The organism is Xenorhabdus sp. SGI240 (assembly GCF_040081915.1).
Classification (GTDB): domain Bacteria; phylum Pseudomonadota; class Gammaproteobacteria; order Enterobacterales; family Enterobacteriaceae; genus Xenorhabdus; species Xenorhabdus bakwenae.
Map to the genome: position 1 here is coordinate 97,654 of NZ_JBEBMB010000007.1, position 14,574 is coordinate 112,227.

Annotated in this window: 12 protein-coding genes and 1 tRNA gene; all 13 read left to right on the forward strand. The window is 43.5% G+C overall.

Features of this window, described 5'->3' with window-relative positions; translation table 11 throughout:
• Window positions 1–9: 9 nt before the first annotated feature.
• The 13 genes from gpt (at window position 10) to ABLA76_RS03290 (ending at window position 14,548) form a co-directional block, all read left to right on the forward strand.
• Window positions 10–471 carry a xanthine phosphoribosyltransferase gene (gpt, locus tag ABLA76_RS03230; protein WP_047770442.1) on the forward strand — a complete coding sequence of 154 codons (462 nt, stop codon included), beginning with the start codon at window positions 10–12 and terminating at the stop codon, window positions 469–471.
• Window positions 472–485: 14 nt separating this feature from the next.
• On the forward strand, window positions 486–1,733 hold the full coding sequence (gene frsA, locus ABLA76_RS03235; protein ID WP_285811449.1) for an esterase FrsA: 1,248 nt from the start codon (window positions 486–488) through the stop codon (window positions 1,731–1,733).
• 71 nt (window positions 1,734–1,804) lie between these two features.
• A complete protein-coding gene (gene crl, locus ABLA76_RS03240) occupies window positions 1,805–2,206 on the forward strand; it encodes a sigma factor-binding protein Crl (RefSeq protein ID WP_348986839.1) in 402 nt (133 codons plus the stop codon).
• A gap of 114 nt (window positions 2,207–2,320) precedes the next feature.
• Entirely contained in the window at window positions 2,321–3,424 is a 1,104-nt protein-coding gene (gene proB / locus ABLA76_RS03245; RefSeq protein ID WP_348986851.1) for a glutamate 5-kinase, read from the forward strand.
• A gap of 29 nt (window positions 3,425–3,453) precedes the next feature.
• Window positions 3,454–4,707, forward strand: coding sequence for a glutamate-5-semialdehyde dehydrogenase (proA, locus tag ABLA76_RS03250; RefSeq protein ID WP_348986840.1), 1,254 nt, complete (start codon window positions 3,454–3,456; stop codon window positions 4,705–4,707).
• 165 nt (window positions 4,708–4,872) lie between these two features.
• Complete coding sequence (aroL, locus tag ABLA76_RS03255) at window positions 4,873–5,403, forward strand: shikimate kinase AroL (RefSeq protein ID WP_348986841.1); 531 nt, start codon at window positions 4,873–4,875, stop codon at window positions 5,401–5,403.
• 128 nt (window positions 5,404–5,531) lie between these two features.
• Entirely contained in the window at window positions 5,532–7,679 is a 2,148-nt protein-coding gene (gene aas / locus ABLA76_RS03260) for a bifunctional acyl-ACP--phospholipid O-acyltransferase/long-chain-fatty-acid--ACP ligase (RefSeq protein WP_348986842.1), read from the forward strand.
• A 4-nt stretch (window positions 7,680–7,683) separates the two neighbouring features.
• Window positions 7,684–8,880, forward strand: a complete 1,197-nt coding sequence (gene lplT, locus ABLA76_RS03265; RefSeq protein ID WP_348986843.1) for a lysophospholipid transporter LplT — start codon at window positions 7,684–7,686, stop codon at window positions 8,878–8,880.
• 25 nt (window positions 8,881–8,905) lie between these two features.
• Window positions 8,906–9,409: a nicotinamide-nucleotide amidase gene (gene pncC, locus ABLA76_RS03270; RefSeq protein ID WP_348986844.1), complete on the forward strand. Its 504-nt coding sequence runs from the start codon at window positions 8,906–8,908 to the stop codon at window positions 9,407–9,409.
• 103 nt (window positions 9,410–9,512) lie between these two features.
• Window positions 9,513–10,589, forward strand: a complete 1,077-nt coding sequence (recA, locus tag ABLA76_RS03275; RefSeq protein WP_047770457.1) for a recombinase RecA — start codon at window positions 9,513–9,515, stop codon at window positions 10,587–10,589.
• Between the two features lie 380 nt (window positions 10,590–10,969).
• Window positions 10,970–13,597, forward strand: coding sequence for an alanine--tRNA ligase (alaS, locus tag ABLA76_RS03280; RefSeq protein ID WP_348986845.1), 2,628 nt, complete (start codon window positions 10,970–10,972; stop codon window positions 13,595–13,597).
• Between the two features lie 247 nt (window positions 13,598–13,844).
• A complete protein-coding gene (csrA, locus tag ABLA76_RS03285; RefSeq protein WP_010845367.1) occupies window positions 13,845–14,030 on the forward strand; it encodes a carbon storage regulator CsrA in 186 nt (61 codons plus the stop codon).
• 425 nt (window positions 14,031–14,455) lie between these two features.
• Window positions 14,456–14,548, forward strand: a tRNA-Ser gene (locus tag ABLA76_RS03290).
• Window positions 14,549–14,574: the final 26 nt, after the last annotated feature.

The window sequence follows — 14,574 nt, forward strand, 5'->3', positions numbered from 1 at the left end:
TCTAATTTTATGAGTGAAAAATATGTTGTAACGTGGGATATGTTGCAAATACATGCCCGTCAATTGGCGCAACGTTTACTTCCCGTAGAACAGTGGAAAGGCATTATTGCCGTTAGCCGTGGTGGCCTTGTTCCGGGCGCGTTACTGGCTCGTGAATTGGGTATTCGCCATGTCGATACTGTCTGCATTTCCAGCTATGATCACAATAATCAACGCGAGATGAACGTATTGAAAAGGGCGGAAGGTGATGGTGAAGGGTTCATTGTGGTTGATGATCTGGTTGATACCGGAGGAACTGCTCAGGCAATTCGTGAAATGTATCCGAAAGCGCATTTTGTAACGATTTTTGCCAAACCCGCCGGACGTCCTCTTGTGGATGATTATGTTGTTGATATTCCCCAAAATACATGGATTGAACAGCCATGGGATATGGGCGTCGTGTTCGTTCCGCCTATTTGTGAGAAACAGTAAGATTTTCTTTTGTCATGACGAAAAAAAACCTTTCAGAATCGTTGTTTAAGCCCCGGCTTAAACAACGTGAGACGTCTACACTGGTAAAATATATTCGCCCACAATCTGTAACTGCCAGTGCTGGTAAGTTGGGTGGGGAGCGCCGCGAGTGCTGGTATCGCATGATTAATTGGCTCGCTTGGATCTGGAGGGGAGTCAATCCGCTGGAAATTCAAGATGTTCTCAGCCGGATTGCGGTGACAGATGCCGAGCGCAGTAGTGAACATTTGTTGGATACTGTGGTCGGCTATCGTAAAGGAAACTGGGCATTTGAGTGGTCCCAGCAGGCAATGTACTGGCAACAGGAAGCATTGCATACTGAGGATACAGAAAAAGCCGGAGCATGTTGGTTAAAGGCTGCAACGCTATACAGTATTGCGGCTTATCCTCATTTGCGTGGTGATGAACTGGCCGATCAGGCCATTGTGATGGCTAATAAAGCCTATGAAAATGCCGCCCGTTTTTCTGATTATGAATTGAAAAAACTGGAATTCCGGCTGGAAGGGGGCAAAAGTGTGACTGGATTATTGCACTTTCCTGCCCATGTACCGGGACCTTATCCAACAATATTAGTTTGCGCCAGTCTGGATAATGTACAGAGTGATTGCTGGCGGTTATTCCGTGAATACTTCGCACCTCTTGGTTTTGCCATGTTAACGGTGGATATGCCTTCTGTGGGGTATTCCGCTAAATTCGCATTAACGCAGGATACATGTGCACTTCATCAACAAGTTTTACAACAGCTAAACAGCGTACCGTGGATTGATCATACTCGTGTCGGCGTATTTGGTTTTCGTTTTGGGGCAAATATCGCTGTCCGCCTTGCCTATCTGGAACCGAAACTGATTAAAGGCGTATCGGTGGTAGGTCCGATTGTCCATGAATTACTGCATGATGAAAAATTACAGCAGAAAATCCCGTCAATGTATATTGACGTGTTAGCCAGCCGCCTGGGAATTTATCATGTTGATGAAAAGAGATTGCGTTCAGAACTGGCTTGTTATTCTTTGAAAAAACAGGGTTTATTGGGCCGTCGCTGTTCTGTACCCATGTTTTCGGTGTATTGGGAAGATGATATTTTCAGCCCAAGAAAAGATTCGAAGTTAATTGCCCTGTCATCAATGGATGGCTCATTGCGGGCTATTCCTGCCACGTCAGTTTATAGTGGTTTTAATAAGGCATTACACGAAATAAGTGTATGGTTGAAAGATAAAATTTTATAAAACGAAATTTATTACTTGATATTTTTTAATCATTTGATACAAAGGTGTCCTGTATATAAGGAGACCTTTGTATGACTTTACCTGCAAGTTATTCTAAAAATAGGTTGTTGAAGCGTTTTTCTGCATTAGGGCCGTATGTACGTGAATTAAAATGCCAAAATGGTTATTTTTTCTTTGATTGTTTAGCCGTTTGTGTCAACGCAAAAGTGGCACCGGAAAAACGGGAATTTTGGGGATGGTGGTTAGAGCTGGAAGAGCAAAAGCAAGGTTTTATTTATCACTATCAAATAGGTTTATTTGATAAAAATGGTGAATGGCGCGCTATGAAGATCAAAAAAAAGGCCGATCTCGAACACCTTGAGTCAACTTTGCAAGTATTCCATAAACGTCTGGTTGATTCTTTTGACGTTCTTAAACTGACATTGATCCCATCTGCAAATACTGTCACTTTGCAAACGCAAGTGGTGGCATAATTTTGTTTATTACCCGCTTTTATTAAATTTTGCGTTATGTCAGTTGGCATAACGCCTCTCTCCTGTTAAAACTGAACACTGTTTTTTCAAATTAACTGTAATGGCAGAAATATGATGAATGGCAGCCAAACATTGGTTGTGAAACTGGGGACGAGTGTATTGACCGGTGGCTCTCGTCGTTTGAATCGTGCCCATATTGTGGAACTGGTTCGCCAATGTGCGCAACAGCATGAAAAGAGTCATCGCATTATTATTGTGACTTCTGGTGCAATTGCTGCCGGGCGTGAGCATTTAGGATACCCTGATCTTCCGGCTACGATTGCTTCAAAACAGTTGCTGGCAGCCGTTGGGCAAAGTCGTCTGATCCAATTGTGGGAGCAGCTTTTTTCTATTTATGGTATTCACGTCGGGCAAATGTTACTGACCCGCGCAGATTTGGAAGATCGTGAACGCTTCCTGAATGCAAGGGATACCCTTCAGGCTTTGCTTGATAATCACATTGTTCCCATTATTAATGAAAATGACGCCGTTGCGACAGCAGAGATTAAAGTGGGTGACAATGATAATCTTTCTGCACTGGCTGCTATTTTGGGCAGTGCAGATAAATTGTTGCTTCTGACAGATATAGCAGGGCTTTATACCGCAGATCCGCGTAGTAACCCAGAGGCAAAATTGATCTCTGAAGTTCATGATATCAGTGATGAGCTGAAAATGATGGCCGGAGACAGTGTGTCGGGGTTAGGTACGGGAGGAATGGCAACAAAACTTCAGGCAGCAGGCGTGGCCGGACGGGCTGGAATTGATGTCATTATTGCCGCGGGTAACAGGCAGGATGTTATCGCTGATGTTATTGCCGGAAAACCGGTTGGAACACGCTTTCATGGCCTGGCTAGCCCAATGGAAAACCGTAAACGTTGGATCTTTGGAGCACCTCCGGCAGGGGAAATTATTGTCGATCATGGAGCAGAAGAGGCAATTGTTGGAAAAGGTAGCTCGTTGTTACCAAAAGGAATTAAAAACGTTAAAGGTGATTTTTCCCGTGGTGAGGTTATTTGCGTCCGTAGCTTATCAGGCAAAGATTTGGCCCATGGTGTTTGTCGTTACAACAGTGATGCGTTACGTATGATTGCAGGCCATCATTCACAGCAAATTAGCCAGATACTGGGCTATGAATATGGTGCGGTTGCGGTGCATCGTGATGATTTGATCGTAATTTAATGAATTGATTGAGGGTTAAGGATTTCATCATGCTAGAGCAGATGGGAAAAGCCGCCAAAGCAGCATCGTGGCAGCTGGCGCAATTAAGTAGCAATCAGAAAAACCAGGCGCTGAATCACATTGCTGATTTGTTAGAGACAGAAATAGAAGTGATTCTTGCCGCTAACCAGCAAGACATGCTGCAAGCCCGCAAACAGGGGATGAGCGAGGCGCTGCTCGATCGGTTATTACTGACACCGGAACGGCTGAATACCATTGCCAATGATGTGCGACAGGTCTGCCGCTTGGCTGATCCTGTAGGGCAAGTTATCGATGGGCAATTATTGGATAATGGACTGCAATTGAGCCGTCGCCGAGTTCCGTTGGGTGTGATTGGTGTGATTTATGAAGCTCGTCCCAATGTTACCATCGATGTGGCCTCTTTATGCCTGAAAACCGGTAATGCGGTGATACTGCGTGGTGGCAAAGAGACTCATCATACAAATCAAGCTATGGTTAAAGTTATCCAGCAGGCACTGGAACAAAGTGGGTTACCGGCAGCTGCGGTTCAGGCTATCAATAAACCCGATCGTGAATTGGTCGCTGAATTACTGAAAATGGATCGTTATGTTGATATGTTGATCCCCCGAGGTGGGGCTGGGTTACATAAATTGTGCCGGGAACAATCAACTATTCCCGTGATTACTGGCGGTATTGGGGTTTGTCATACATTTGTGGATGAAACCATCAATATTGCAAAAGCACTGGAAATCATTACTAATGCGAAAGTTCAGCGTCCGAGTGCCTGTAATTCACTGGAAACGTTGTTAGTGCATGAAAAGATAGCCGCCGATTTCTTGCCAGTTTTGAGTATCAGAATGAAAGAACAGGGGGTGACACTGCATGCGGGCAAATCAGCGATGGCATTCCTGAAAGATGGCCCTGCAACGGTTGTTGAAGTGGCAGAAGAAAATTACTGCGATGAATGGTTATCTTTAGATATGAATGTGGAGATTGTGAGTGACATCGATCGCGCTATTGAGCACATTCGTACTTATGGTACAGCTCACTCTGATGCGATCCTGACCGAATCTTTGCAGCAAGCTGATTACTTTGTGCGCCATGTTGATTCTGCCGCAGTATATGTGAATGCCAGCACGCGTTTTACAGATGGGGGGCAATTTGGTTTGGGAGCTGAAGTGGCGGTCAGTACTCAGAAATTACACTCCAGAGGTCCAATGGGGCTTGATGCACTGACAACGTATAAGTGGATTGGCTATGGTGATTATTTACCCCGTAGTTGATTATATTCTGTTTTAGTTAGACTTTGTTGAACTATGTCAGGTCACACTTAATTTTAAGTGTGGCTTTTTGCTCCATTAAAAATATCTTTTTACACGAGTGTAAATATTTAGTTACTATACTTTGCACTCAGGCTTAATTTTAAAACTCTTTGGGAAAACAACGAAATGAAACAAACTCTATTCATCGTAGGTGCACGAGGTGCAGGGAAGACGACAATAGGTAAGTTGTTGTCTGAAGCGTTGTCGTATAAATTTGTTGACACTGATGAAAGTATTCAGGCTATTAGTAAAATGACGATAGCTGAACTTGTTGAACAATATAGCTGGGAACATTTCAGAAAATTAGAAAGCCAAACGTTACAAGCGGTTAGTCAAAGTGAGCGTGTCATTTCAACCGGCGGAGGAATGATATTGTCGTCTGAGAATCGCCAGTATATGCAACAAAATGGCATTGTGATTTATTTACAGGCATCCGCAGAAGTTTTGAGTAAACGGTTATCTCTTAATCCAGAGAATTCACAGCGCCCCAGCCTGACAGGGAAATCCATCATAGAAGAAATGGAAGAAATATTGGTTGAAAGGGAGCCATTATACCGGGCGTGTGCCAATTTCATTGTCGATGCTAATCTTGCAGCAGAAGATATCGTATCTTGCGTTAAATCTTATGTTTTAAACCAGAAAAATAAACTAATTTGATATATTAAGGATGTTTGAGTTTATTTTCTAACAGAAAGGAAAATCTTATATAACAAATTGCTTGTACAACTTATAGTATCATTCTATTTACTCACTTTAATTTTATTAATTATATTTGAGATATGGATATGCTCTTAAATTTTATTCGGATACTTGTTCGTGTACTCTTCAGGGTTACAATCGAAGGTGATATCAAGCAGTTACAACACTCTAAATGCATTATTACTCCCAATCATGTTTCGTTTCTGGATGGCTTGTTAATTGGACTATTCCTGCCAATAAAGCCTGTATTTGCTGTTTATTCTAATATTGCAACCCACGGTTTTCTCAAATTTATCAAACCTTATGCGGATGTTGTGCCTCTGGATCCTACCAATCCAATGGCAGTCAGGACATTGGTCAAAGAAGTGGATAAAGGGCGCCCGCTTGTGATTTTCCCCGAAGGGAGGATCACCATAACCGGCTCCCTTATGAAAATTTATGATGGCGCCGCTTTTATTGCCGCGAAATCAGGCGCAAAAGTAGTAGCAATCCGAATTGATGGTGCAGAACAAACGATTTTTGCTCGGTTAAAAGGAATTATGAAATTGCACTGGTTCCCGAAAATCACCCTCAAGATTTTACCGGCCGTCGATCTGCCCATGCCAGATGCACCTGATTCAACAACACGTCGTCGTTTAGCAGGAGAACATCTCCATGCCATTATGATGGAAGTGAGAATGCAGACACGCCCAAAGGAGACGTTGTTCAGCGCTTATCTTACTGCGCAAAAACGCTTTGGCCGCTTTAAGCCCTGCATTGAAGATGTGAATTTTAAAGAAGATAGCTATCACTCATTGCTGAAAAAAATATTGGCTATCAGCCGAATCTTAGAACGTTTTACACAAGAAGGTGAACGAATTGGCCTGCTGTTGCCAAATGCGACCGCAATGGCGGCTACCCTATATGGCGCTTCGTTAAAGGGACGAGTGCCGGCGCTTTTAAACTATACGGCAGGAAGCAGCGGCATTAAGAATGCTATGCAGGCTGCAACTATCAAAACCATCGTAACATCCCGCCAATTTCTGGAAAAAGGACAATTGACTCATCTGCCAGAACAGGTGACTGAAGCCAATTGGGTATATCTCGAAGATTTGAAAGAGACAATCACGCGGGAAGATAAGTTGTGGATATTGTGGCATTTAATTTTCCCTTCCAAAGCCATTTTGGTTGCGCAAAAGCCGGAGGATGATGCATTGATCCTGTTTACGTCAGGCTCAGAAGGTGCCCCAAAAGGTGTTGTCCACAGCCATACCAGCCTATTGGCGAATGTTGAGCAGATAAAAACAATTGCTGATTTTACTCCACGGGATCGCTTTATGTCTTCTTTGCCACTGTTTCATGCTTTTGGGCTGACAGTTGGCCTATTTACCCCATTAATGACAGGCAGTCGCGTATTCCTTTACCCAAGTCCGCTACATTATCGTGTTGTGCCTGAGCTGGTTTATGACTGTAATTGTACCGTTTTGTTCGGAACATCGACTTTTTTAGGCAATTATGCTCGCTTTGCCCATCCTTATGATTTTGCCCGTCTGCGCTATGTGGTGGCTGGCGCAGAAAAACTATCAGAAAACACCAAACGCGTTTGGCAGGATAAATTTGGTATCCGTATTCTGGAAGGTTATGGCGTGACAGAATGTGCGCCGGTAGTGGCAATCAATGTACCGATGGCAGCAAAACCAGGAACTGTCGGGCGGATCTTGCCTGGCATGGAAGCGCGTTTGTTGCCGGTACAGGGCATTGAAGAAGGGGGGCGCTTGCAGCTACGTGGGCCAAATGTCATGAAAGGATATCTGCGGGTTGAAGCGCCTGATCGTTTGGAGCAACCATCTGCTGAAGACGAAGAAGGGAATAAACAAGTCGGCTGGTATGATACCGGCGATATCATTTCGATTGACAAAGAGGGTTTCTGTACGATCAAAGGACGTGTGAAACGGTTTGCCAAGCTTGCAGGGGAAATGGTTTCTCTCGAAGCGGTAGAACTAATAGCTTTTCACGTATCTACGGATGCGCTACATGCGGCTACAACCAGAAGTGATCGAAGCAAAGGCGAAGCACTAGTATTGTTCACAACAGATGTGAGTCTAAATAGAAACAGAATGCTGGGAGTGGCTCGTGAAATCGGGATGCCGGAGTTGTCGGTTCCACGAGATATTCGTTATGTGAAGCAGCTTCCTTTGCTTGGCAGTGGCAAACCGGATTTTGTCACACTAAGAGAAATGGCTGAACAGGGGTAAAGAAATGGATGTCACTGTGGAAACTCAACCGCTGTTAACTCGTGGAATGAAAGCAGTATTGCTGTCACAATTTCTCTCTGCTTTTGCTGATAATGCCCTGTTCTTTGCCATTCTGGCTCAATTAAAGGCGGAATTTTATCCTGAATGGAGTTGGCCAGTACTGCAAATTGTTTTTGTCCTGACTTATATCATACTTGCCCCTTTTGTGGGGCAAATTGCTGATCGGTTTTCAAAAGGGCGTGTCATGCTCTTCTCTAATGGCGTCAAATTGCTTGGGGCCATCAGCATCTGTATCGATATGAATCCTTTTCTGGGATATACCTTAGTAGGAATTGGGGCTGCGGCTTATTCCCCTGCTAAGTATGGGATCTTGGGGGAGTTGACTGATGGTGGGCGTTTGGTAAAAGCCAATGGCATGATGGAAGCTTCTACCATCGCAGCTATTTTGATTGGTTCAGTTGCTGGCGGTTTCCTTTCTGATATCAGTCTGATATTGGCACTAGGGCTTTGTGCCTTATTGTATGGTGCGGCGGTCGTATCTAATTTCTATATACCTCGTCTGGCGGCGGCTCGTGAAGGCAAGGGGTGGAATCCTAAAAAAATGTTGGTGGATTTCATCGCGGTTTGTACTTCACTTTGGCGTAATCAGGAAACACGTTTTTCGCTGGTAGGCACGAGCCTGTTTTGGGGGGCGGGTATCACATTGCGCTTCCTGTTGGTGGCATGGGTTCCTGTGGTACTGGGGATTGATGGCAATACGACTCCGACATTGATGAATGCAGTAGTTGCGATTGGTATCATTGTTGGAGCAGGTTTGGCTGCGCGGTTTATTACATTGAAAACTGTGCGTCGCTGTATGCCTGCTGGGATCTTAATCGGGTTCATGGTCATTCTTTTTGCTACTCAGCAATCAATAGTATTTTCCTACTTAATTTTGATCGTCCTTGGGGTATTTGGTGGGTTTTTTGTCGTTCCATTAAATGCGCTATTGCAAGAACATGGAAAGCATTCAATGGGGACAGGTAAAGCTGTTGCTGTGCAAAATCTGGGCGAAAATAGTGCTATGCTGGTAATGCTGGGGCTTTATTCAGTTTCCATCATGTTGGGAGCTTCGGTCGTTGCGGTTGGCATTGGCTTTGGTATTTTGCTTTCTTTGGCAATTGGGGGGCTATGGATTTGGGATCTGCTTCGGAAAAATTAATTTCTTATAGAGTTGAAGGCCTGTTATGGATGAAAAAATTCTCAACCAGCTTAGTATTGAACTCGGAAAGAGATTAAAACAGAGAAAATTATCCGTGACCTGTGCAGAATCTTGCACAGGAGGCTGGATAGCTAAAGTAATCACAGATATTACGGGAAGTTCGGCCTATTTTAATCGTGGTTTTGTGACTTACAGTAATGACGCTAAACATGAAATGCTGGGGGTTTTACCAGAGTCATTAGCGCAATTTGGTGCAGTAAGTGGGCAGGTTGTAAAAGAGATGGCAGCAGGAGCATTAACCGTCGCTAAGGCAGATATTTCTGTTGCTGTCAGTGGTATTGCTGGTCCTGCGGGAGGGAGTGAAGAAAAACCAACCGGTACAGTTTGGTTTGGATTTGCCTTTTATGTTGATGAAAACATCCAGACTGTAACTTATCGCCAGCATTTTTCAGGTGATCGTAATGCCGTGCGTCTACAGGCCGTCATTTTTTCTTTAAAAACCTTATTGGAAGAAATCGTAAAAAATTAGCTTGATACTGTATGATTATACAGTATAATCATGCGGCACTTTGGTATCAAAAACAGTTTATCAGCAGTGAGGCAGCCCCTTCATTGCTTGCGAAGGAGTAAATATGGCTAACGATGAAAACAAACAAAAAGCACTAGCAGCAGCGCTGGGCCAAATTGAGAAACAATTTGGTAAAGGTTCCATCATGCGTTTGGGTGAAAATCGCTCAATGGATGTTGAAACCATCTCTACCGGTTCCCTGTCACTGGATATTGCATTGGGTGCAGGTGGTTTGCCAATGGGGCGTATTGTTGAAATATACGGGCCAGAATCTTCCGGTAAAACAACGCTGACACTGCAAGTTATTGCCGCTGCCCAGCGTGAAGGCAGAACTTGTGCTTTTATTGATGCCGAACATGCTCTTGATCCAGTTTATGCGAAAAAGCTGGGCGTAGATATTGATAATCTGTTGTGTTCTCAGCCTGATACGGGTGAACAGGCATTGGAAATCTGTGATGCCTTATCACGTTCTGGTGCTGTTGATGTGATTATTGTTGACTCTGTTGCCGCATTAACACCGAAAGCAGAAATTGAAGGTGAAATTGGCGATTCTCATATGGGCCTGGCGGCACGTATGATGAGCCAGGCTATGCGTAAATTGGCGGGGAATTTGAAAAATTCAAATACCCTGTTGATCTTTATCAACCAGATCCGCATGAAAATTGGCGTCATGTTTGGCAACCCTGAAACGACTACTGGTGGTAATGCATTGAAATTCTATGCATCTGTCCGTTTGGATATCCGCCGTACTGGTTCAGTGAAAAATGGCGACGAAGTGGTGGGTAGCGAAACGCGTGTGAAAGTGGTCAAGAACAAAGTTGCTGCACCATTTAAACAAGCCGAATTCCAAATTCTCTATGGTGAGGGTATTAATACTTTTGGTGAATTAATCGACCTGGGTGTTAAACACAAAATGGTGGAAAAAGCAGGTGCATGGTATAGCTACAATGGCGATAAAATTGGACAAGGTAAAGCTAATGCCACCATCTATTTGAAAGAACATCTAGAAATTGCATCCGAGTTAGATAAGAAACTGCGTGATTTACTGTTGAATAATACAGGCGGGTTCAGTAGTGCTGCCACGGATTATGTGACAGATTCTGAAGAAAATGGTGAAGAAGTGAATCCCGAAGAGTTTTAATGACTTTTCGTTATTAATTTAACTTCCTTATTTTGGTCATAATATAGAGCTGACTTAGCTTTTAAAAACCACATCCATATCGGGTGTGGTTTTTGCTTTTATGTCTGTTATGTCTGTTATGTCTGTTATGTCTGTTTTTATAGAGGAAATAAACATCCTTGAAATAGGCGTATTGAAACAGGTATAACGAACAGACTTTCAGAAAATTCCCAGACGAATTACAATGCTGGAAAGCGAATGGATTTATATGGGATTTTACTTCTTATGGAAGACACTCTATCTTAACCCTACTTTAATTTATTCGTGAGTTGAAATGGTGATGCGATATACCACCTCAACCATTCATAAATCTGTTTTTTCAGCTTGATTTCGGGACAATTATGAGCAAAAGCACCGCTGAGATCCGTCAGGCGTTTCTTGACTTTTTTCATACTAAAGGGCACCAGATAGTGCCAAGCAGCTCGTTGGTGCCAACCAATGATCCAACATTGTTGTTCACCAACGCAGGGATGAACCAGTTCAAAGATGTCTTTTTAGGATTGGATAATAGGCCTTATTCTAGAGCAACAACGGCTCAGCGCTGTGTTCGTGCGGGCGGTAAGCATAACGATTTAGAAAATGTGGGTTATACAGCCCGCCACCACACTTTCTTCGAAATGTTGGGTAACTTCAGTTTCGGCGATTATTTTAAACAAGATGCAATTAAATACGCATGGGAGTTACTGACCAGCGAAGCATGGTTTAACCTGCCAAAAGAAAAACTGTGGGTTACTGTCTATGAGACAGATGATGAAGCTTATGACATTTGGCATAAAGAAGTCGGGATTCCAGCAGAAAGAATCATCCGTATAGGCGATAACAAAGGTGCACCATATGCGTCAGATAATTTCTGGCAAATGGGGGATACTGGCCCGTGTGGCCCTTGTACGGAAATTTTCTACGACCACGGTGAACATATTTGGGGGGGGCCTCCAGGCAGCCCAGAAGAAGACGGTGACAGATATATTGAAATTTGGAACATCGTTTTCATGCAATTCAACCGTCATGCCGATGGCTCTATGGAGCCGTTGCCAAAACCTTCCGTTGATACCGGCATGGGACTGGAGCGTATCACAGCCGTCTTGCAACACGTTAACTCTAACTACGAGATTGACCTATTCCAAAGCTTAATTGCTTCGGTTGCAGAAGTGACAGGAGCGACAGATCTTACCAATAAATCTTTGCGTGTTGTTGCAGACCATATCCGTGCATGTGCGTTCCTGATTTGCGATGGGGTTATTCCATCCAACGAAAACCGTGGCTATGTACTTCGCCGTATCATTCGCCGTGCTGTTCGTCATGGCAATATGTTGGGGGCAAAAGAGGCCTTCTTTTACAAGCTCGTTGCACCATTGATTAAATTCATGGGTGCTGCTGGTGAAGCGCTGAAACAGCAGCAGACTTTGGTTGAGCAGATATTAAAAACCGAAGAAGAACAGTTTGCTCGTACTTTGGAACGTGGTTTGCAGTTGCTGGATGAAGAGCTGGCTAAATTATCTGATGATACGCTCGATGGTGAAACCGCTTTCCGCTTGTATGACACCTATGGTTTCCCTGTTGATCTGACTGCGGATGTTTGCCGCGAACGTAATATCAAAGTAGATGAAGCGGGTTTTGATGCAGCGATGGAAAACCAGCGTCGTCGTGCTCGTGAATCCAGTGGCTTTGGTACTGATTACAATGAATTGATAAAAGTTGATGGACGCAGTGATTTTTGTGGTTATGAGCATAATTCACAGCAAGCTACTGTTATTGCTCTCTTCCGCAATGGCCAAGCCGTTGAGCAAATTCACGCTGGTGAAGAAGCGATTATTATACTTGATAAAACGGCATTCTACGCTGAATCTGGTGGACAGGTTGGTGATACGGGTAAATTGTCGAATGACAATGGGGTATTCGACGTCGTCGATACACAAAAATATGCTCAGGCAATAGGGCACATTGGTAAATTGATCAGTGGTAGTTTGAGCGTTAATTATACAGTTAATGCTGAAATTGATGGGGGGCGCAGAGGTGCGATTCGTTTGAATCACTCAGCGACCCATTTATTACATGCGGCATTACGTCAAATTTTGGGAGAACACGTTGCCCAGAAAGGTTCTTTGGTAAATGATAAGTATCTGCGCTTTGACTTCTCTCACTTTGAGGCGATGAAGCCAGAACAGATCCGTCAAGTCGAAAACTTGGTGAATGAAGAGATTCGCAAAAATTCGCCAATTGTTACAGAATTAATGGAGCTGGAAGAGGCAAAAACCAAAGGTGCTATGGCGCTGTTTGGCGAGAAGTATGACGAAAAAGTGCGTGTACTTAGCATGGGAGGCTTTTCTACCGAACTATGCGGTGGTACTCATGCAAGTCGCACAGGTGATATAGGTTTGTTCCGTATATCCGGTGAATCAGGTACAGCAGCAGGAATTCGCCGTATTGAAGCTATTACAGGGCAAGCTGCATTAAACTCTATCTATCAGCAGGCTGATTTACTGCAAGACATCGCTCATCTGGTGAAAAGTGATATCAGTAGTCTGAATGAGAAAGTGAGAACGACACTGGACAGAACGAAACAGTTGGAAAAAGAGTTGCAACAGTTGAAATCTCAGCAAGCAGTCCAGGAAAGTTCTTCCTTGGCAAACCAAGCCAAGGAAATCCAAGGTGTTCGTCTACTGGTGACACAATTAGGTGATATAGAACCGAAAATGCTTAGGACGATGGTTGATGATCTAAAAAATCAGTTAGAATCAGCAATTATTGTGCTTTCTACAGTGACTGGTGATAAAGTCAGTCTAATTGTTGGTATAACGAAGGATTTGACTGCTAGAATAAAAGCAGGCGATTTAATCTCTTTTGTTGCCCAACAGGTTGGCGGTAAAGGAGGGGGACGTCCTGATCTGGCTCAGGCTGGTGGGAGTGATGTAACAGCTCTTCCTTCCGCATTAGCTAGTGTAGAAGAGTGGGTAACATTGCGGTTATAGTTGGTATTGCCGTGACAGCAGTGGCACCATGAAAGCATTTTTTTATGGTGCCAAATGTTTTTTGTTGTGAAATTGTTGAAATGTTGGGCACATACTTATATTTTAGCTATCCTATAGATATAGGAAATGTGTTCAAAACTGCTTATACTTTAAGTAGATATCATTGCTTTACGTTTTCACGGTGTTTGATGGATAATAGCGGGGAAACCTAGAGACCCGACTCTTTTAAATTTTCAAGGAGCAAAGAATGCTTATTCTGACTCGTCGAGTTGGTGAAACGCTCATGATAGGCGATGAGGTAACAGTCACAGTACTGGGAGTTAAAGGCAACCAAGTTCGCATTGGTGTAAATGCGCCCAAGGAAGTTTCTGTTCACCGTGAAGAAATTTATCAACGGATTCAGGCGGAGAAATCTCAGCCTACAACTTTTTAATTCAAGAATGGCGTCCACGCTTTTTTAAGACTTGGGCGCTACTCTACTCTCTTTTGTTTTCTTTTTTCTGTTTCTTTCTACTTCTCTTTTTATGTTTATCTCTTTTCTACACCTTGATTCTATTCTCTCATGTCTTTTTATTTTCTATCTGTTGAAAAAGCATCGTTCATGAGGCTATAGAGATGAATAATTATTTTCATAAATTTTAACGGTTCTTAGACAATTTCATTGTTGATAAAAGAGTCTCTTAGATGACAGATCAAGCATTTTGCGCGCTAAGCGTTCAGTTGGAAAAAAGTTTCGAAAAATTGTTTGACTTATCAGGCAGGAAAAGTATTATGTGCGCCATCGCAGCGACGAAGAGCTTGAAGAAAAGATTCGAAGAGCTACGAAGTGGAAACTTCTAAGTTGCAGGTTTTAAAAATGGTGAGGTGGCCGAGAGGCTGAAGGCGCTCCCCTGCTAAGGGAGTATGTGGTTAAGAGCTGCATCGAGGGTTCGAATCCCTCCCTCACCGCCATTAATATGCATCCATAGCTCAGCTGG

Coding starts and splice junctions, on each gene's coding strand:
- recA (WP_047770457.1), top strand. CDS start 9,513: ATGGCTAACGATGAAAACAAACAAAAAGCACTAGCAGCAGCGCTGGGC.
- gpt (WP_047770442.1), top strand. CDS start 10: ATGAGTGAAAAATATGTTGTAACGTGGGATATGTTGCAAATACATGCC.
- pncC (WP_348986844.1), top strand. CDS start 8,906: ATGGATGAAAAAATTCTCAACCAGCTTAGTATTGAACTCGGAAAGAGA.
- crl (WP_348986839.1), top strand. CDS start 1,805: ATGACTTTACCTGCAAGTTATTCTAAAAATAGGTTGTTGAAGCGTTTT.
- aroL (WP_348986841.1), top strand. CDS start 4,873: ATGAAACAAACTCTATTCATCGTAGGTGCACGAGGTGCAGGGAAGACG.
- frsA (WP_285811449.1), top strand. CDS start 486: ATGACGAAAAAAAACCTTTCAGAATCGTTGTTTAAGCCCCGGCTTAAA.
- proA (WP_348986840.1), top strand. CDS start 3,454: ATGCTAGAGCAGATGGGAAAAGCCGCCAAAGCAGCATCGTGGCAGCTG.
- proB (WP_348986851.1), top strand. CDS start 2,321: ATGAATGGCAGCCAAACATTGGTTGTGAAACTGGGGACGAGTGTATTG.
- aas (WP_348986842.1), top strand. CDS start 5,532: ATGCTCTTAAATTTTATTCGGATACTTGTTCGTGTACTCTTCAGGGTT.
- lplT (WP_348986843.1), top strand. CDS start 7,684: ATGGATGTCACTGTGGAAACTCAACCGCTGTTAACTCGTGGAATGAAA.
- csrA (WP_010845367.1), top strand. CDS start 13,845: ATGCTTATTCTGACTCGTCGAGTTGGTGAAACGCTCATGATAGGCGAT.
- alaS (WP_348986845.1), top strand. CDS start 10,970: ATGAGCAAAAGCACCGCTGAGATCCGTCAGGCGTTTCTTGACTTTTTT.